Here is an 18,512-nt window from a genome sequence, read left to right as displayed (position 1 = left end):
AGTCATTTTTCCTGCGTAAAATTTAGATCACTTATTTAATGTAATCGGTATTATTAAGCTAAGTTTATTTCAATCAAAGATAATTGAGTTTATTTTAGGCATAAAAAAAGGTCGAATGTTAAACATTCGACCTTTTTAGCAAGCTTTTAAATTAGCTTACTTGTGTAAATGAACATCCATTTGTGGGAAAGGAATACTAAGTCCTTCAGTCGCAAATGTTTTGTATACATTTTCATTCATCGCAAAGAATACACCCCAATAATCTGGTGCTTGTACCCATGCACGAACAGTAAAGTTAACAGAACTGTCCGCAAGTGCTGAAACTACAATGACTACTTCTGGATCTTTTAATATACGAGCGTCTGCATCGCACATTTTTTTGATTACAGCGCGAGCTTTATCGATATCATCGCCGTATGCAATACCAATAGTCCAATCTACACGACGTTTTTCTTCCGTAGAAAAATTAGTCATTGAACCTGTAGATAAACCACCATTTGGTAGAATGATAGTTTTGTTATCACCTGTTTTTAAAATGGTATTAAAGATTTGAATTTCTTTAACTGAACCTGCATGGCCTTGAGCTTCAATGAAATCGCCTACTTTGAAAGGTTTGAATAACAATATCATTACACCACCTGCAAAGTTTTGCAGTGTGCCAGATAATGCCATACCTACTGCTAAACCAGCTGCTGCTAAAATCGCAACGAACGAAGTCATTTCGATACCTAACATGCCAAGTACAGTAATACCCAACATTACTTTCAGTATCATACCAGTAAGACTATTTAAAAATGGTCTTAATGATGCATCAACATTACTTTTAGTCATGACTTTATTTAAGCCGCTTAAAAGCAACTTAATAATCCACGAACCAACAATCCAAACGACCACTGCTGCGATCAATTTAGGTCCATATACTAGGGCGATATTCGTTACCGAATCTACCATCTCTTCTGGGTTCATTTTACTATCCTTAGTGTGTACGTACATAAAATTGACAATGTACCGAAAAATGTCAAATACATCCAGTATTCATTTTAAATAACACTTATTCTAGTGACTATAATCACTTATAACTAAGTGTTATTTTATATTTCATCTTTTGTGTATCACCAAATGGGTGCTTTTTTGTTTTTTTGGTGTGTAAATATTTATTAATAGATATATCAGAGCATGATATTTAATATTTAGTCATGTTTATGCTCTTTTGTAGTGCTCTCATTGTCGTTAGTTTCAATTTTTTGAATTGGTTGATTTCTAACACACATCAATGTTTCTGACATGTATTGACAACTACCAATGTATAAATTTTGATGGTCGTTTTCATATTGGCAAGATTGAGATCGAGATTTAACATCGCAAGCTTTAACTGCAATTTCACTTAATGGGCCAGAGTGAGCTTGCACCAAAGTAGTTGTAAATAATAACGTAACAACAGTAAATAATGTTCTTTTTAAAAGCATGATAAGCATTCTTGTTGATACTCCTATTATTTCGAAAAGGGTGGTGGACCTTGGTGCGTATCTGGTCCGCCACCTGGAGGTCCTCCTGCTGTTTGTACTGTTTCACCGTGCATACATCCAATAAACATATTTTCACTCGGGCTTGCTGTGTGGTAATGGTAACCTCTAATGTCATCTGTTGTGCCACGACATTCATCTAATGACTCTTCTTTACCTTCAGCATTTTTCATTGCATAGATACCATAACCGTCTACTGCGTAACCAATTAATGCTGCGTGACCATCATCAGCTTTATCATTTGTATCGGTACAGCCTGTTGTTGAATGATAGTGATAGCCTTGATGTACATTGATATGCCCACCACAATCATCGAAGGCTGCAATGGTATAACTTCCTAAAATAGCACCTATTGGTGCTGGTCCAGATAGTTCAGCTCCGTCTAATGCAATCCCAACCGTTCTAACTCGTCCTGGCTTATCGGCAGGGATGGGTGTTACAGGGATCAGGTAAGTTAGTGAGAAGTCATCATCAAGGTAAGATAGCTGACACTCGATACAGTTTTGCTTATATTGTTCTTCAACATCTGGACGAGCGGCACCTAAACAAGCTGCTTTAGTTGCGGTATAGCGTACTTTATTGGTTTTTGCATCGTAAATAACCCATTTTTCATCACCATAATAGTCACTAAGTTTTAAAATAAACTCACCAGTAATATCAACTAAATCACCTGTACCTTCTTTACTAAACCAGCCTCCGCCTGCTTCTGGACCATCACTGGTTGTTCTTGGACAAAATGGGCCTGGCTCTCGACCTGCTGGCGCACCTGATGTGGTTATTTCATAACAACTGGTTTTTGTGCCATCAGAGGTTTCACAATCAACAATGTTAGGTGTGTCGGTAAACGCACCGTCAGCAAATAATGAAAGGTCGATTCCTTTCGCACCCGTCGTTTGAGAAGTGGCTTTAATTTCTTCTGAAGATGAATCCGTAGACAATAAGTCACATCCCGTTAATGTTATTGCACTAATGATGATGATTGTCATTAGGGATAATTTTTTAGGTATTGTCATTGTTGGTAAATCCATTATTTACTCCTTTTATCATTCAGATAAATGACTTCGACGATTAATATTAACGCATGGTACAGATCAAATGTGTAAGAAATAAGGAAGTGTGTGAGGCTAATGACGCTAGTACATCCGTATACCGTATTTAATTTCGATGATAAAAAAAAGGTAGGATGAATAACTTATGGGCAATAAAACTATGAGCGTTTCCAGTAGAAAACGTTATTACTTATTTTAATCATGCTCTAGTGAAAATGATGTTATCTAACAATAAAAAACGCTAAAAGACATTGACTATGCGTTGAACTGAACTAGAACGGTAACTATTTATGCTTCCTTAGAAATACCGTTCATCAGAGCGATTGTAAATGATTTACGCCATCATCTATGAATACTCACAGGTAATGGCGGGAATATTATCGTAAATTTTCCTACTTATTGCTAAGCACTTATTATTTATTACTATGTTCTTTTATTACTTTATTTGTCTCAATCTCATTTGATGTTCGAGACCAGTATCCCGCTAAAATAGAACCGCTGATGTTATGCCAGATAGAGAAAATAGTCCCGGCAATAGCCGCTGTTGGGGCAAAGAACTTCATTGCCAATGCAGTAGCTAACCCTGAATTTTGTAAACCAACTTCAAAGGCAATTGTGCGACAGACTTTTTCTTCAAAGCCTAGTTTTTTAGTGATCCAGTAACCGGCTAATAAACCAAACGAGTTATGTAAGATAACTGCAATAGCGACCATTGAACCCACTTCTACTAACTTTTCTGCATTAAGTGCAACAACAATTGCAATGATAATAACAATGGCAGCCATTGATATTAGTGGTAAAGCGGGTGCAATTTTTTTGATCGATTTATGCAATAAAGTATTGAGTACGATACCCAGTACGACAGGGACTAACACAATCTTTATCAGACTGATAATCATACCTGTAACAGGGATATCAATACTTTTACCTGCTAGTAACTCAACGAGTAAAGGCGTGAAAATAACGCTTAACAATGTACTAATAGCGGTCATTGAAATTGATAAAGCAACATCACCTTTCGCTAAAAAGCACATGACGTTACTGCTCGTTCCCCCTGCTACTGCGCCAACTAATACTAAGCCAACGGTTAAGTTTGCATCAAAGTTCATTAATGTCGCAATGATCAATGCAACAATGGGCATCACAGTAAATTGTAATATAACGCCTACAGAGACCGCTTTAATATTTTTGCTGACATTTGCGAAGTCTTTAGGTGTTAATGTCAGTCCCATAGCAAGCATAATAATGGTCAATAAGGGAACGATGAAAGTTTTTAAAGAGGTGAATAACGATGGCTGAAAGAAGGCTAATAAAGATAATAAAATAGCCCATACAGGGAATAGATTAGTGATGGTTTTTAACATAATGAGTCCATTCTTAGGAAGTAAAAAGGTGAAGCAGAATAAACTGTCATATTTCTTTATGCAATAGTGGTGATGAAACCGACGTGTAGAAGTGAAATCAGTAAAATTTGTGACCCTGTAAATAATTCAGTTTATATTGTTACTCTTTATCCGTTGAACAGGCTAGGCTTGTTCGGTGTAAAGATGCTCGAAAATCTACACATAAACCTATTTACAATCTTACTCTCAAACATTGCGATTTTTCGAGCATCTTTACTAAATACTATTCACCTAAATCAGTAGGAAAGTTACTGAGTTATATTTTCTGCATTAACACAGTTTTGTGTTAAATCTCCAGAACAAGCTGCTTTAAGACTGTCTATTGCGCTGCAAATCATAGCCAACCTGGTTTCCGCTGTTGCAGAGCCAATATGTGGAAATAAAGTGACATTATCTAAAGACATTAAAAGTGATGATGTAGGTAAGGGCTCTACCTGATAAACATCTAAACCTGCCGCTCTAATAGCTCGATTTTTTAATGCGATTGCAAGTGCTTGCTCATCCACAACATTGCCTCTGCCACCATTAATAAAAATAGCAGAAGGTTTTATTAAATCTAATTCTCGTTGTCCTATTAATAAGTCAGTGTGTTCATTGGCTGGCAAGATAGAACAGATAAAATCCGATGTTGTTAATAATTCATCTAATGCCATTTTTTCTGCATTAAAATCATGTTCTGCTTGTTTATTGACACTGCGGTTATAATAATTAATGTTCATATCAAAACCATGATGAGCTCGCTTAGCAACGGCATACCCTATACGACCCATACCTAATATTCCTAAGGTTTTTCCATGAACGTCGACACCAAAATATTGATCTTTTAAGTTGTTAGTCCATTGCCCCGAGGTCACCATATTATTTAATTCAGTTGTGCGTCTAGCTGCACACATGATTAGCGTGAATATGGTATCTGCTGTCGTATTGGTTAATACATCCGGCGTATTAGTTAATGCGATATTACGTTTATTTAAGTAATCAAGGTCAAAGTGATCAAAGCCAACCGAAATGGTTGAGATAGCTTTTAATTGAAGGGCATTATCTAAAATTTCAGGCGTTAATTTAACGCCTGCGCCAATTAATCCATCTGCGTCTTTAATTTCATGGATAAAAGCATCCATATTATTTCCATCTACTTTATCAAAGCACACAAGGTTAAAATATTCACTTAATAGTTGTTGCTGTTGGTTTGGTATTTTTTTAAATAAAACAACTTTATCTTTCATATTGAACCCTTGTGCTATGTGCTAGTGTTAGTAATCATGTAAATGCTGAATGAATTATTCAGCTGTGAAGATGATATCTCCGTAATAAGATTCTGCTTTGCCTGCGCTGTTATCGGTATCGGTCATAATGGCTATAACATCAATATATTGATAAGCGGCTAAGTTCTTTTTAATACTGCCTTTATCGCCAAATTGGTCAACGAGGTCTTGGAAAACATTACGTTTTTCATTATACCAATGATCTACTTTTGCTTGTTTGCCTCGTACTGACAGCATTTTTACTTTGTCACCAATGAACGCATTATCCCAAACTTCACCTTCACTTTGGTTACTTGACCAGACATAGCTTAAACATTTACTGTTCCAAATTTTAAACCCTCCGTCAATGACAACATAAACCCGTGCGACGTAATCATCACCACTTTTACTCTTTTCATCTAATCCAGTGAGCTTGTTTTTGGTTAGCCAAGTCCAATTGATATAAGGTGTTTTTAATAAATCTATTTTCTTTTTTAACACTAATCCTGATGCTGAGTTATTACTTTGCGCTTTTAAAACCGTACGGCCATCATACTTAACTACGTTATAAATTGATTCGCCTTCAAATGATTCGCTTTCCCAGTTATTAATACCATCACTTTCTAATGACGTGACATTGATTGATGCATTTACGTTGAAAGCAAGCCCTATACTAGCCACTATGACTAGTTGAATTAACTGAGATGAAAACGAGATAGTTCCTCTAAATAACATTGGTTTTCTCTTTAAATAGAATTTGTTGAACGGTCATAATAACGTTGAATAAAGTAAAATAACAATAGTGGTAAACTCTGAAATGAACAGTAATAGACAGAAAAACGATTTAACAGAGATTTAATTGATAGTCAGTTTCGATAAATGATTGAAGGCTTATTTTTTTGTAGAGAGACTTTTTTGAGTAGAAGTAGAAATAAAAAAGTAATAGGTTAAAATTAACTATTTGTTAATTTTTTATTACAGCCTCAATTAGGTTCGCTGAAAGCAAATTAACGAAGTATCAATATTTTACTTCTCATAAATTGTAGTGTCATCGTTACATCGCAGCATTTTATCAAATACTCATACATCAAACTTTCATTTCAATAAAATAAGAGTTTGATGTAATGCTACGAGCTATGTATTTATATTGCTATGCAGAAACAGCGAGTTTCTTTTTTGTATTTAATTGCATATAGCTCAATACCCACATAATGAAGCCGCCTAAAAATAAAGCAGCGGCAACGTAACCTGTTTGGTTCGGTTGTGCTCCTTGTGCAATAGCGATTCCTCCAACCCAAGGACCAATAGCATTGGCTACATTAAAAGCACATTGAACTAATGCGCCGATCATCGCGTGACCATCGGGAGAAACATCCATTAATAATGTCTGAATCAATGTCGCTAAACCAATGCTACAGCCAATTAAGAAAATAACGGCATATAACAACCAAATATTATGGCTCGCATTAACGTAAGCGATAGCAAATATAATGGTACAAATTAAACAGATACCCGTTGCTTTAATTGCCGATACATCAGCCGCCTTACCTAAAAAGTAATTACCTAAAGTACAGCCAATACCAAACATAACCATCGCAATTGAGATGGTATAAGCGGGCGTTTGTGTTACATCTAAAATAGTGTCTGCGATATAAGTATAAATACAAAATACGCCACCAAAACCAATGATCACTATGCCTAAAATAGACCAAACTAATTTATCTTTTAATACACTAAATTCATTAAGTAAGTTAGATGGCTTTCTATTATCAACGGTCGGAACGACTTTATAAACAAAGACTAAAGCAATAAGTGATAAAACAGATGCGCCAGCTAAGCAATAACGCCAGCTTAAATTTTGTCCAATCAAGGTGACTAAAGGAACACCAACAATAGTGGCAATGGTTAACCCCATAAATATTTTAGACATAAACGCAGAACGTTTCCCTTTGGGGGCGATATCCGCAGCTAAAAGAATCGCAGCGCCAAAGTAAGCACCGTGAGGTAACCCACTTAAAAAACGAAATAAAATCAATTGACTTAATGAGTTTGAAAGAGCACTTAAACCATTAGCAATAAACATTAACGTTAAAAATATTAATAATGCTTTACGTTTACGCATATTCGCAGTAGTTAGCATTAAAATAGGCGCACCTACAACAACACCCATCGCATAAGCACTGATTGCATAGCCAGATTGTGTTGGTGTCACATCAAATGTTTCACTGATGAGAGGTAACATAGGCATCATTGAAAATTCAGTGAGTCCTAAAATGAAAGTCCCTAATGCTAAGACAAACATAATCGCGACGCGGTTTGTTGGTTGAGGTAAGTGAGCTGACGTCATAAATATCCTTTAAAAGGGATGATTACTTAGGACATTCATATTTAGATAGGGACGTTATACCAAGTTCAAATATTAGAATGTTAATAGTAATGGTTAAATATAGACTGCATGTTAATTGTAAATGTGATCTTAGTCACCTATAAGTTTTTAACTTTTTTAAAATATAGCCTTCAAGATTTTCTGATATTTATGTTGATAAGAAGGGGATGGCAGGAGTGAATAAATCATGATGTTAATAAAATGGAACGGATAAATACGTCTATCGAGTTTAATATACAGCAAGGTTGTTTTCATGGACGACTACAGCTAATCGAGTATTCAATTAATAACTTAAAAAATACAATATATACTCACCAATGCCAATTAATCAGTGTGACTTGCTAAATGTCACTTATTAATTGAGTGGTGTTACATTTTTATTATGTGTTTTTAGTATGATGAGTTTTTTATTTACGATGAACACTTTTTATTAAAAATATCGATATTAGCGATCGCCATGCCACACAGCATACTGGCAATAAATAGATAAATGGATATAGAGCCTCCAGCAATGCTGCTTATTGACGGGCCAGGGCAAATACCCACTAACCCCCAACCGATACCAAAAATTGTAGCGCCAGAGAGTAATTTACCGTCAACTTTCGTATTCTTCGTCCAGTTAAATTCTTTACCATTAATTGCATGACTACGTTGTTTTATGAATAAATGATAGCAAGGTGTAAATACGGCTAGAGCACCAATAATGACCACTGCGAGGCTAGGGTCCCAAGGACCCATCATATCTAAAAATCCGATGACTTTAGTCGGATCTACCATATTTGAAACAATCATACCGGTGCCGAATAATATACCTGACATTAGAGCGATGATGGCGTTTAGCATTATAAAGCTCCTACATGTAAGCGAAGAAAAACAACGAGGGCTGCAACGCTTATAAAAAGACAAGTTGCAATAATTGAACGTGTAGAAAAACGACCGATACCAACAATACCATGACCACTTGTACAACCATTACCTAAGCGTGTGCCGAAACCCACTAATAACCCTGCAATAATAAAAACGAGCGGTTGCCCTGACACGGTAGGTAATTCAATTGAAAAAGGGACTAGTAATAAAATACTTGATGCCATGCCTAAGATAAAAAGAAAACGCCATAAAAAATCACCTTTTTTCGGTGTCAGTAAGCCGTTTAAAATACCGCTTATCCCTGCGACTTTTCCTGAAAATAACATTAGTAATACAGCAGATAGGCCTAATAAAGCGCCACCTAATAACGATGTCCAAGGGGTAAAGTTTTCCATGTGACTGACTCCAACGTGAGTTTAACTAAATTATTATTCTGATTTACCGTCAGACAATAAAGTAGGGCAGAAGGCTTGTTGCATTGCTTTTAATAATATATTCACGCGTTCATCTGCTAGTGAATAAAAGACTAGTTGCGATTCTTTTCTCACTTTAACTAACTCATTTTTTCTTAAAACACTTAAATGTTGAGAGAATGCTGATTGGCTTAATTGGGTATGTTCGCGTAACTCAGCGACACCCAACTCACCTTCAGATAATAAGCACAACACGACCATTCGGTCTTTATGAGCCATCACTTTAAGCAGATCACTTGCTTCACCCGCATTTTCATGAATCATTGCTAATTTATTTTTCATCTTCTAATCCTCTTTAATAATGATGATATTACATTCATTTTTCATCTTATCAATCTAATTTAGATTTTTCTTTATTAGCTTTAGTTATATTAGTTATAGTTAAATTAGGTTTTTATATATTAGATTTATCTAATTTAGTTTGTTATGGTTTTAATTAGTCATTTATAGGCACACATTAAGTCATTTTTTAATGTTTGTTCTTATTTTGGAATTGAATCAAGAATGGTACTGGGGTGCCATTTTTATATTAATTTGGAGTCAATATGTCTAAAAAGATATTAATCATTGGTGGTGTTGCTGGTGGCGCTTCCGCTGCTGCAAGAGCTCGTCGTTTAGATGAAACCGCTGAAATCATTATATTAGAACGAGGGCCACATATTTCATTCGCTAATTGTGGTCTGCCGTATCATATCAGTGGGGAGATTGAATTAAGGGAAGCGTTACTTTTACAAACCCCGGAAAGTTTTAAGAAGCGGTTTAATGTAGATGTCCGTGTACAAAATGAAGTCTTAGCTATTAATAAAGAAGAAAAATTTATTCATATTCAGAATACTCTGACAAATGAAAAATATACTGAAACTTATGATGTGCTTATTTTAAGTCCTGGTGCGAGTCCTTTTATTCCACCTATTTCAGGGATTAATAACCACCTAACCCATTCTTTGAGAAATATACCTGACATGGATGCCATTATGGCTTCAATTGAACAGAATAAACCTCTACATGCGACCGTTTGCGGTGGTGGTTTTATTGGTTTAGAAATGGCAGAAGCGCTTCGCCACCATAAAATTGACGTCACATTAGTTGAACTTGCTCCTCAAGTGATGGCACCGGTTGATATTGAAATAGCGAATATGTTACATGATGAATTAGAGGCTCATCATGTTGAGTTAAAACTAGGTAAAGCTTTAAAAGAAGTCGCTTTATGTGAAGAAACAGATCGTACTTTATCTTTAACATTAAATGATGGCACCCAGTTTCAAACTGAATTGTTGATTATAGCGGTAGGAGTCAAACCTGAGACATCTTTAGCAATGAAAGCAGGATTAGAGATTGGTGAATTAGGCGGTATCAGAGTCGATGAATCTATGCGTACCAGTGATCCCTCTATTTTTGCGGTAGGTGATGCAATTGAAACTCTGGACTTTGTAACAGGTCAAGCAATGCTCGCGCCTTTAGCTGGACCGGCCAATCGACAAGGTCGTTTAGCGGCGAATGTTATATTTGGAACCACGGAAAGCTATAAAAAAACACAAGGTACAGCGATTTGTAAGGTATTTGGTTTAGCGGTGGCTTCTACTGGTTTAAACGAAAAAACCTTAATGCGTAAAGGCATGGCTTATGAAAAAGTCTATGTACATGCCGCGAGTCATGCAGGTTACTACCCAGGTGCACATCCAGTTACGCTAAAACTATTATTTAATCCTTATACAGGCGCCATTCTAGGTGCTCAAGCGGTAGGAAAAGAGGGGATTGACAAACGTATTGATATTATTTCTGTAGCGCAAAGAGCGGGGTTAAGTGTCTTTGACCTTCAAGATCTTGAGTTATGTTATGCGCCACCTTTTGGTTCTGCACGTGATGTTGTCAATCAGGCTGGTTTAGTCGCATCTAATGTAATGAAAGGCGATGAATTTATTTTTCATACTGAATCCTTAAATTGCCTTTCTGAACAACAGATTTTACTTGATGTTCGTACTGAAGCAGAGGTGGATAAAATGGGCATGATCCCAGGAGCGATTAATATTCCCGTTGATGAACTTCGTTCAAATTTATTTAAACTCGATCAAAGCAAAGACATCTTTGTCTATTGTCAAGTTGGTGTCCGAGGACATGTTGCGGCTCGATTATTAACTAATTTAGGTTATACGGTGAAAAATATGACGGGAGGTTTTAAAACTTGGAAACTAGTCACTCGTTAACATCTTCGGATAAATTAATATAATAAATTAGCCTCTAAATAAGCGAAAAAGCATGTATTAGGGAAGCTCTTTTACAATGAGTTTTTTATATGCTGGTTTGCTTATTTTATTTCTATAAGCAAACTATTTAGCAATAGGCCATTACTATATTGTGATAACAAGATTTACATATCTATTGTATTTGAAAATAGCTAGTTTACTCATTTATTGATCTGCTTGATGGCCAATTTACCGATCTGAACTTTAGTAAAAATGCTTTTATCTAAGCGAGTTAATTAAGTGTATTATGGTCAAAATTATCAATAATTATAAATTGATTTTTATAATTCAATCGTCTTTAATTTGACTTATTGAGTCTGTTTAATCTATTGCCTATAAAACGATTTACTTCTGTATCAAAGAGTATTTATTGGAGCACCTTGTGTCAATTACTAACCAGTTAATGTTATTCATCGATGTTGTACAGCAAGGATCATTTGCTAAAGCCGCCGCCATTCACGATATGGATAACTCATCATTATCCAAGCAAATTAAAAAGCTAGAATCGACATTAGGTGTACAGTTACTTAACCGCTCAACACGTTCATTTTCTCTAACCTCGGCAGGTGAAGAAATACTGGTTCAAGCACATACTGTTGTTGATACACTGAACGACATTAAAAGCACCGCTGATTCCTATCAATCTCAACCTAAAGGCATGTTACGTATTACATCCGGTATGTTTTTTGGACAACAGTATATCCAGCCTGTTATCAATCAATTTCTGCAACAGTATCCTCATGTAAAAATAACGCTTATGTTAGATGATAAACGAAGCGACATTATTGGTGACCATTTTGATTTGGCTTTTAGAATCGGTAAGTTAAATGATTCAAATTTAATGGTTAAGAAAATCGCGAATGCGCATTATGCGTTAATTGCTTCACATGATTTTATTGCTTATTACGGGCTACCTACAACACCAGAAGAGTTAATTGCTTTGCCTGCTATTATTTACGGAAATGGCGATGTCAGTCTGGACCAAATAAAAGTAAGTGAACAACCTCATGGCGAACTAATGAAAACCTTTAAGATAAAAGGAAATTATAAAGTCAGTGATGTACGCGCGATGATGGATGCCGTACAAGCAGGAGTAGGCTATGCGATTATTGATTTATTTAACTTAGAAAAGCCAATAGAAGAAATGGGGCTAGTGACATTATTAACCGATTATAAACTGTCGACGATGGATACTGGAATCTATGCGCTTTACCCACACCGAAAACAAACACCTCTAGTCAGTGAGTTTATAAAAACAGTTCAGGAATATATAGGAACGCCCGCTTTTTGGGTTGAGCATGTGCCTAATTATAAAGAAATGTATAAATAAAATAGCTGATTAACTGCTTCCTCTTTTCCAAAATGAAGCAATAAACGCTGAACAAAAAATAGTGGTAACTAAGCTCTTTTGTTGAGCTGTATTATTGACTGAGCTCGAACTCAGTCAATAAATTATTCAGTAAGTTGATATCTGATAAAAAACGTTATTAAAACCCTTCTAATACCACTTTACCTTTAGCTGTTTGTGATTCTAAATATTGGTGTGCTTTACGTAGATTCGTCGCATTAATAACACCTAAATTGTCACCTACAGTGGTTTTAATTGATCCATTATCAATCATATTGGCAACGTTATTTAAAATGTCATGTTGTTCTTGCATATCATCTGTTTTAAATAATGAACGAGTAAACATTAATTCCCAGTGAACTGAAACCGCTTTTGTTTTAAAAGGTTTAATGTCCAAGGTAGTCGGATCATCAATCAATCCAAATTTACTCTGTGGTTTAATGATTTTTATAATTTCCGGTAAATGTTGCTCTGTACTATTTAAACTGACTACATAATCAACATCTTTTAAGTTTTTGGCTGCGAATTCTTCGCTTAATGGATGACGATGATTAATGATGGTATCGGCACCTAAATCTTCTAACCAAGAGACTGTTTCTGGGCGTGATGCAGTCGCAATAATTTCCAGCTTAGTGAGTTTTTTTAGTAATTGCATCATGATGGAACCTACACCGCCAGCTGCACCAATCACTAAAATACGTTTAGAGGCATCATCTTTAGCTATGTTAAGGCGATCAAATAAAAGTTCCCATGCAGTGAGACTGGTTAACGGTAATGCTGCGGCTTCACCATAAGATAATGTATTGGGCATATAGCCAACAATGCGTTCATCAACTAATTGAAACTGTGCATTACTACCTGAGCGAGTAATATCACCTGCGTACCAAACTTTATCACCTGGTTTAAATAATGTGACATTTTCACCGACTGACTTAACAATGCCTGCCGCATCATAACCTAATACTTTGTATTCATTTTCAGTAGCAGGAGCTGTTTGACGCACTTTAAAATCAACTGGATTGACAGATATCGCTTTGACCTCAACTAAAATATCATGGCCTTGTGCAATAGGCGTATCTAATATTATATCTTGTAGAGATAATTGATTTTCTATAGGTAAATTTTGTTGATATCCAATGGCTTTCATTTTCAGTACCTCTTTACTTTATGTGTGTATATTATGCAGATAAGGTTATTTTGCCTTGAGAAGGCTAGGTTAAAAAGAGGCATAAGTCCCAATCATTATGGAATAAATTAACCATAGAAAAGGAGTTATGTTTTTTTATTGAAAACCAAACTATTAGATGGGTATTAGCATAAGCAAATTATGCATTTAAACAAATGACTAATAATAAAGAGAGTGGGCTGGATAGTCAGTAAATAAAAACTAAATACTTTTATACTGAGTTATCATAAAACGAGTCACGTTATTTAGTTACTCGTTTTATGATTGATAGACTAAGACATATTGATATTTTGGCCTGAAAAGGAACTGTAATAAAAATTGTTTAACTACTTATTTAATTTATCTTTTGCTTCTTGTACTTTAGCGAAGTCTAAACCTAATTCATCTGTTGCTTCTTTAATTAATTGAGGTTGGGCCATTATTGTACCCATCAATTTTTTCAGCTCTTCTGGTGGGATACCTAATTGTTGTACAAGGCTCATTGCCATCATTGGATTATCAGTTAATGCTTCAAAAAGTGATTTTATTTTTTTGTCATTTACATTGTGTGTTTTTAAAATTGCAATAATTGGGTTCATTTGTAGCCTTGTTTAATTATCATTGACTTGCCGTTTCTTAAATTGCTTTTTCATAATTTAAGTTGCGTTGTTGTAAATAGAGTTATTAATAGAACAATTATATTGGTTGAACATGGCATTCACAAACTAAAAAACATATTCAATATTTTTTAGTAGCGTTATTCTACTCATAATACAAGCTTACCTGTATTTTCGTTTCATTTTAGAATGGCTTATTCACTGACATCGTTATGAATTAATACGGCTTGTTCTTTTTTTGTAGTTTACCTAATTCAAGTAGTACTTCAAAAGCCGTTCAACAAACGTCACTAATAACGGCTCTTTCTCTCATAGATAGGTGATCTGGTAATAGCCTCAACTATTGACTCTCAATGACTACGTCTTCGCTGTTTAAGGTACTTTAGCAAAGTACAAAAAACGGAATTATCGATTGTTATTTAAAAAAATCATTAAATTTTATGGATATTGTTTTAGATTACGATGGTATTTACATGTAGGTATTTTTACTTTCATTAGTAATGACCAAGATCAATTGTTTGTTAAAATAACGACATAAAAAGAGCAAAAGCTAATTGCTTCACACTTTGTTATTTAAGTTCTTTTGTTTTCTATTTTAATTATATTATTTAAGCTATAAATCTGCCATTGTAGTTTGTAGTTACTTTTCAAACTTTCACTTCTCAACTTCAAAATATAAGCACTATATTGTAAAACGTATATAATGAAGTTGTTCAGTACTCTTATTATTTTAGATGGGTTTTCTAATAAACAATCCATTTTACTTATTACGATTAGGTAGGGATATGTCTTCTTATGTCGCTCGACAACCAATTGTCGATAGAAACAAAAAAACCATTGCTTTTGAATTACTTTATCGTGACGGGAAAGAAAATTCATTTCCAAATGTAAGCTCAGACTTCGCAACTAAAAGCATATTGGTTAATCAAATATTAGTGCATCAAAAGCGTATTCTTGATGGGAAGAAAGGGTTTGTTAATTTTGGCTATGAAAGCCTGCTCGATAGGCTTCCATTTGATTTTCCAAATCAAAACTATGTCATAGAAATTTTAGAAGATTGTCCACCAACTGATGAGTTGTATAATATTGTTATTGAATTAAAAAATAAAGGCTACACCATTGCTTTAGATGATTTTGTGCCGACTAAAGAATGGGAACGCTTTTATAAACATATTCATATTATAAAATTTGATATTACTACTTATTCACTCCCTCAAGCTGCTGCGTATATTAAAGCATTATCAACTTACGATATTCAATTTTTAGCAGAGAAAGTAGAAACCTATGAAGAGTTTCATACTGCAAAGGAATATGGTTTTGAACTTTTTCAAGGGTACTTTTTTAGTAAGCCAGAAATGATCTATAATAAAATATTAGACTCATCGCTTAATTCAAAAATACAGTTATCAGTTGCCGTATCTAGTCAAGATTTAGACCTTCAACTAATTGAAAAAATTATCGCAAGTAATCCTGGGTTATCATTTAAATTATTAAATTTTGTGAACCAATACTCGATGGTTCGATCGCCAATAAAATCATTACAGCAGGCACTTGTTTATCTTGGCGAAGACCGTGTACGTAAGTTTATAACCTATGCTGTTATTAAAACTTTAAATGCAGACAAACCAAGCATACTTTCTAATATGTCCTTACAGCGAGCCAAATTTTTTGAAATGATACTGTCTTCAATGGGCTTGCATCATAAAAAAGAAATTGGTTATCTTTGTGGGATGCTCTCCGTTATTGATGCTTTACTCGATTCTGATATGTCCATTATTGTAAAACCTCTCAATATTAATCAAGAAATTAAAGATGCACTTTTAGGTGAAGAGGGGAGACTTCAAGATCTCATTAAATTAGCTGAGGCAGTAGAGAATTCAAATTGGACTAAAGTTGATGAATTAAGTAAAACCTTAAACATTACAGAAGCTGAAATTATTAATTCTTCTGTCGAGTCAACACTATGGGCAGATGAGATTTCTACTTAACCTTCTTTAACTCAATAATAAAAATAGATACTGAAAATAGTCATTGTTAGTTCGTTTATAAAAGTGATAAACGAATTAACCATTTTTATTTCAGAGATAATTTATCTATATTTTTGCTGGTCTTTATGTGCTTTATAAACCATTTTTTGAATGCTTTTTTAATTATTTTAGATACTTTTATCTATAAGATTTTGCATATTAATTTGCACATCTAAAAGTCAAATTTTGTCATAAAGCTCTTTTACTTCGCTTTTTAATGAGAGTTATAGCCTGTAAACTAAAAGAGATTCACCAGCTTGATTAACTGCTTGTGTTTGGTTGTGTCAATAACCAATACTTTTTCAGTTACATTATTTAATGGGATTATTCAATCAGGCTACTTAATGATGCTTTATATAGGAGGATATGATGGATTTAATCATTTTCGATTGTGATGGTACGTTAGTTGATAGTGAGTACCTTTGTAATTTAGCGTTACAACAACAACTTGCTGAGCTTGGTATTGATTCAGATGCGGAAGAATTAATGGCATTATATCGAGGTGTTAAACTCAATGTCATACTTACTAGTTTAGAGTCTGAATTTGATACACGTTTTCCAGACTCTTTTATTCCTGATTATCGTCTTAAAGTTAAACACCTTTTCGAACAACATTTAAAAGCGAATGAAGGTGTTAAAGATTTATTAGCATCGTTAAAAACGCCTTTCTGTGTTGCCTCTTCTGCGCCTAGAGATAAAATTGAGCAAGCGCTTCAAGTAGCTGGGTTAGCTCAATATTTTAACGATAATATTTTTAGCTCTTATGAAATTGATTCTTGGAAACCTGAACCTGGTATTTTCTTACATGCGGCTAAAAAAATGAAAGTTGAACCTGCTCAATGTTATGTGGTTGAAGATAGCCTAGTCGGGTTACAGGCTGCTAACGGAGCAAAAATGCAAAGTATTTATTATGCTCCAATGTTGAAAGACAAACATCCACTTGCCACTATACAAATTAAGCATATGGCCGAAATTATAAATATTATTAAATATGCACAATCAAAACAATAATTGCTTCATATTTGGGTTCTTCAGGAACGCACTCTTTTTGTTTTTTCTTTAAAAAAACGATGTAAAGTCTCCTGAATAGATTAAAAGGAGAGAGTAGAGAAGCGAGCCTTTGCATTTAATATTTAAGCGCTGAACATCTAGCTAAATTCTTAAGATAGAAGATATGATATTTTTTCAGTTTTTGTCGTTTATTAGATAATTGAAATGGAGATTCAAATATTGTTCACTATTTGAGTGGGGGTGATGTGATAAATTACTTTTACTAAATTTAAAACTATCTAAATGGATTACCTTCTTAAGCCTTATTATTAACCGATATATTTTTGATTAAATAATGCTTTTCCCTTCCTGATTATTTCATATACCTTGTTTCTTATGATTAAACCTTCGTTAACTTATTGATTAAATAATTACGTTTGATATTGTGTGATAGCTTTAATATTAAAGCTATCTATCCACCGTAAATACGGAGTTATTGTATTTAACAAGATGTTAAGACGATGGTACTTGTAGGTTTTTTTAAGTTAACTAAAAATTAATGGAGATTTTTATGAAAGCACTCTCTGGAGTTGCCCTATTATTTGCTTTTTTATCACCCAGTGCATTTGCCCAATGGGATTTGTCTAGTGATAATTCCTCACTCAATTTCGTAAGCGTTAAAAGCTTAAAAGTTGGAGAAGTACATAGTTTCCAAAAGCTAACAGGGGCAATTAGCGACTCTGGTCAGGTGGAACTCAATATCGACCTTAGTAGCGTTGAAACCAATATTGGTATTCGTAATGATAGAGTCAAAACTATGTTATTTGATACGGCGAAATTTGCAGATGCAAAATTATCTGGATTTGTTGACGTAGAGAAAGTGGCGAGTTTGAATATCGGTGATACTTATATTGAACCTGTTCAATTCAACCTATCGCTTCACGGTGTCTCAAATCAAGTTACAAGTGATGTTCAAGTGACTAAATTAAGTGGTGAAAGATTATTAGTGACTTCACTTATGCCGATAGTTATTAATGCAAGTGACTATGGTTTAGAAAAAGGTATCGAACAGCTTAGAAATATTGCAGCGCTTCCATCAATCAGTAATGCTGTACCTGTTACATTTAGTCTCATTTTTAAACAATAAAAGCAACTTTAAATTAAACGTATTTTAAAC

Annotated in this window: 17 protein-coding genes; 5 read left to right on the top strand and 12 right to left on the bottom strand. The window is 34.5% G+C overall.

Translation table 11 applies throughout. The features are described from left to right. Positions 1 to 156: 156 nt before the first annotated feature. The 10 genes from V6255_RS14660 to V6255_RS14615 form a co-directional block, all read right to left on the bottom strand. Positions 157 to 966, bottom strand: coding sequence for a mechanosensitive ion channel family protein (locus V6255_RS14660; RefSeq protein WP_341628838.1), 810 nt, complete (start codon positions 964 to 966; stop codon positions 157 to 159). A gap of 224 nt (positions 967 to 1,190) precedes the next feature. Next, complete coding sequence (locus V6255_RS14655; RefSeq protein ID WP_341628837.1) at positions 1,191 to 1,475, bottom strand: hypothetical protein; 285 nt, start codon at positions 1,473 to 1,475, stop codon at positions 1,191 to 1,193. A gap of 17 nt (positions 1,476 to 1,492) precedes the next feature. Beyond that, positions 1,493 to 2,551 carry a YHYH protein gene (locus V6255_RS14650; protein ID WP_341628836.1) on the bottom strand — a complete coding sequence of 353 codons (1,059 nt, stop codon included), beginning with the start codon at positions 2,549 to 2,551 and terminating at the stop codon, positions 1,493 to 1,495. A 434-nt stretch (positions 2,552 to 2,985) separates the two neighbouring features. Beyond that, positions 2,986 to 3,936 carry a bile acid:sodium symporter family protein gene (locus V6255_RS14645; protein WP_341628835.1) on the bottom strand — a complete coding sequence of 317 codons (951 nt, stop codon included), beginning with the start codon at positions 3,934 to 3,936 and terminating at the stop codon, positions 2,986 to 2,988. Between the two features lie 287 nt (positions 3,937 to 4,223). Beyond that, positions 4,224 to 5,201, bottom strand: coding sequence for a D-glycerate dehydrogenase (locus tag V6255_RS14640; protein WP_341628834.1), 978 nt, complete (start codon positions 5,199 to 5,201; stop codon positions 4,224 to 4,226). Positions 5,202 to 5,255: 54 nt separating this feature from the next. Next, positions 5,256 to 5,954 carry a DUF3047 domain-containing protein gene (locus tag V6255_RS14635; RefSeq protein ID WP_341628833.1) on the bottom strand — a complete coding sequence of 233 codons (699 nt, stop codon included), beginning with the start codon at positions 5,952 to 5,954 and terminating at the stop codon, positions 5,256 to 5,258. Between the two features lie 415 nt (positions 5,955 to 6,369). Continuing rightward, positions 6,370 to 7,566 carry an MFS transporter gene (locus tag V6255_RS14630; RefSeq protein ID WP_341628832.1) on the bottom strand — a complete coding sequence of 399 codons (1,197 nt, stop codon included), beginning with the start codon at positions 7,564 to 7,566 and terminating at the stop codon, positions 6,370 to 6,372. Between the two features lie 450 nt (positions 7,567 to 8,016). Beyond that, positions 8,017 to 8,448, bottom strand: coding sequence for a YeeE/YedE family protein (locus V6255_RS14625; protein WP_341628831.1), 432 nt, complete (start codon positions 8,446 to 8,448; stop codon positions 8,017 to 8,019). Beyond that, positions 8,448 to 8,867: a YeeE/YedE family protein gene (locus tag V6255_RS14620; RefSeq protein ID WP_341628830.1), complete on the bottom strand. Its 420-nt coding sequence runs from the start codon at positions 8,865 to 8,867 to the stop codon at positions 8,448 to 8,450. Before V6255_RS14620 ends, V6255_RS14625 begins: the two co-directional genes overlap by 1 nt. Before the next feature lie 33 nt (positions 8,868 to 8,900). After that, positions 8,901 to 9,227, bottom strand: coding sequence for a metalloregulator ArsR/SmtB family transcription factor (locus tag V6255_RS14615; RefSeq protein ID WP_341628829.1), 327 nt, complete (start codon positions 9,225 to 9,227; stop codon positions 8,901 to 8,903). A gap of 263 nt (positions 9,228 to 9,490) precedes the next feature. Here V6255_RS14615 and V6255_RS14610 point away from each other — a divergent pair, with 263 nt between their 5' ends. Together V6255_RS14610 and V6255_RS14605 are read left to right on the top strand one after the other, a co-directional pair. Beyond that, a complete protein-coding gene (locus tag V6255_RS14610; RefSeq protein WP_341628828.1) occupies positions 9,491 to 11,149 on the top strand; it encodes an FAD-dependent oxidoreductase in 1,659 nt (552 codons plus the stop codon). Positions 11,150 to 11,570: 421 nt separating this feature from the next. Continuing rightward, positions 11,571 to 12,518: a LysR family transcriptional regulator gene (locus V6255_RS14605; protein ID WP_341628827.1), complete on the top strand. Its 948-nt coding sequence runs from the start codon at positions 11,571 to 11,573 to the stop codon at positions 12,516 to 12,518. A 157-nt stretch (positions 12,519 to 12,675) separates the two neighbouring features. Here the strand turns inward: V6255_RS14605 and V6255_RS14600 are convergent, their stop codons facing one another. Next, positions 12,676 to 13,683: a zinc-binding alcohol dehydrogenase family protein gene (locus V6255_RS14600; RefSeq protein ID WP_341628826.1), complete on the bottom strand. Its 1,008-nt coding sequence runs from the start codon at positions 13,681 to 13,683 to the stop codon at positions 12,676 to 12,678. Positions 13,684 to 14,048: 365 nt separating this feature from the next. Beyond that, the gene (locus V6255_RS14595) at positions 14,049 to 14,300 is read right to left on the bottom strand and encodes a DUF2999 family protein (protein ID WP_341628825.1); all 252 of its coding nucleotides are present in this window, start codon (positions 14,298 to 14,300) and stop codon (positions 14,049 to 14,051) included. Between the two features lie 803 nt (positions 14,301 to 15,103). On the opposite strand from V6255_RS14595, the gene V6255_RS14590 reads away from it, so the two are divergent. The 3 genes from V6255_RS14590 to V6255_RS14580 all read left to right on the top strand — a co-directional run bounded on the left by V6255_RS14590 (position 15,104) and on the right by V6255_RS14580 (position 18,482). Continuing rightward, positions 15,104 to 16,306 carry an EAL and HDOD domain-containing protein gene (locus tag V6255_RS14590; protein ID WP_341628824.1) on the top strand — a complete coding sequence of 401 codons (1,203 nt, stop codon included), beginning with the start codon at positions 15,104 to 15,106 and terminating at the stop codon, positions 16,304 to 16,306. Positions 16,307 to 16,714: 408 nt separating this feature from the next. Then, entirely contained in the window at positions 16,715 to 17,356 is a 642-nt protein-coding gene (locus tag V6255_RS14585) for an HAD family hydrolase (RefSeq protein WP_341628823.1), read from the top strand. Between the two features lie 550 nt (positions 17,357 to 17,906). Next, complete coding sequence (locus V6255_RS14580; RefSeq protein WP_341628822.1) at positions 17,907 to 18,482, top strand: YceI family protein; 576 nt, start codon at positions 17,907 to 17,909, stop codon at positions 18,480 to 18,482. Positions 18,483 to 18,512: the final 30 nt, after the last annotated feature.

The organism is Psychromonas arctica (assembly GCF_038155225.1).
GTDB classification, from domain to species: Bacteria; Pseudomonadota; Gammaproteobacteria; order Enterobacterales; family Psychromonadaceae; genus Psychromonas; species Psychromonas arctica_B.
This window is presented reverse-complemented; position numbering and strand designations above follow the sequence as displayed.

Coding starts and splice junctions, on each gene's coding strand:
- V6255_RS14660 (WP_341628838.1), bottom strand. CDS start 966: ATGAACCCAGAAGAGATGGTAGATTCGGTAACGAATATCGCCCTAGTA.
- V6255_RS14655 (WP_341628837.1), bottom strand. CDS start 1,475: ATGCTTATCATGCTTTTAAAAAGAACATTATTTACTGTTGTTACGTTA.
- V6255_RS14650 (WP_341628836.1), bottom strand. CDS start 2,551: ATGGATTTACCAACAATGACAATACCTAAAAAATTATCCCTAATGACA.
- V6255_RS14645 (WP_341628835.1), bottom strand. CDS start 3,936: ATGTTAAAAACCATCACTAATCTATTCCCTGTATGGGCTATTTTATTA.
- V6255_RS14640 (WP_341628834.1), bottom strand. CDS start 5,201: ATGAAAGATAAAGTTGTTTTATTTAAAAAAATACCAAACCAACAGCAA.
- V6255_RS14635 (WP_341628833.1), bottom strand. CDS start 5,954: ATGTTATTTAGAGGAACTATCTCGTTTTCATCTCAGTTAATTCAACTA.
- V6255_RS14630 (WP_341628832.1), bottom strand. CDS start 7,566: ATGACGTCAGCTCACTTACCTCAACCAACAAACCGCGTCGCGATTATG.
- V6255_RS14625 (WP_341628831.1), bottom strand. CDS start 8,448: ATGCTAAACGCCATCATCGCTCTAATGTCAGGTATATTATTCGGCACC.
- V6255_RS14620 (WP_341628830.1), bottom strand. CDS start 8,867: ATGGAAAACTTTACCCCTTGGACATCGTTATTAGGTGGCGCTTTATTA.
- V6255_RS14615 (WP_341628829.1), bottom strand. CDS start 9,227: ATGAAAAATAAATTAGCAATGATTCATGAAAATGCGGGTGAAGCAAGT.
- V6255_RS14610 (WP_341628828.1), top strand. CDS start 9,491: ATGTCTAAAAAGATATTAATCATTGGTGGTGTTGCTGGTGGCGCTTCC.
- V6255_RS14600 (WP_341628826.1), bottom strand. CDS start 13,683: ATGAAAGCCATTGGATATCAACAAAATTTACCTATAGAAAATCAATTA.
- V6255_RS14595 (WP_341628825.1), bottom strand. CDS start 14,300: ATGAACCCAATTATTGCAATTTTAAAAACACACAATGTAAATGACAAA.
- V6255_RS14590 (WP_341628824.1), top strand. CDS start 15,104: ATGTCTTCTTATGTCGCTCGACAACCAATTGTCGATAGAAACAAAAAA.
- V6255_RS14585 (WP_341628823.1), top strand. CDS start 16,715: ATGGATTTAATCATTTTCGATTGTGATGGTACGTTAGTTGATAGTGAG.
- V6255_RS14580 (WP_341628822.1), top strand. CDS start 17,907: ATGAAAGCACTCTCTGGAGTTGCCCTATTATTTGCTTTTTTATCACCC.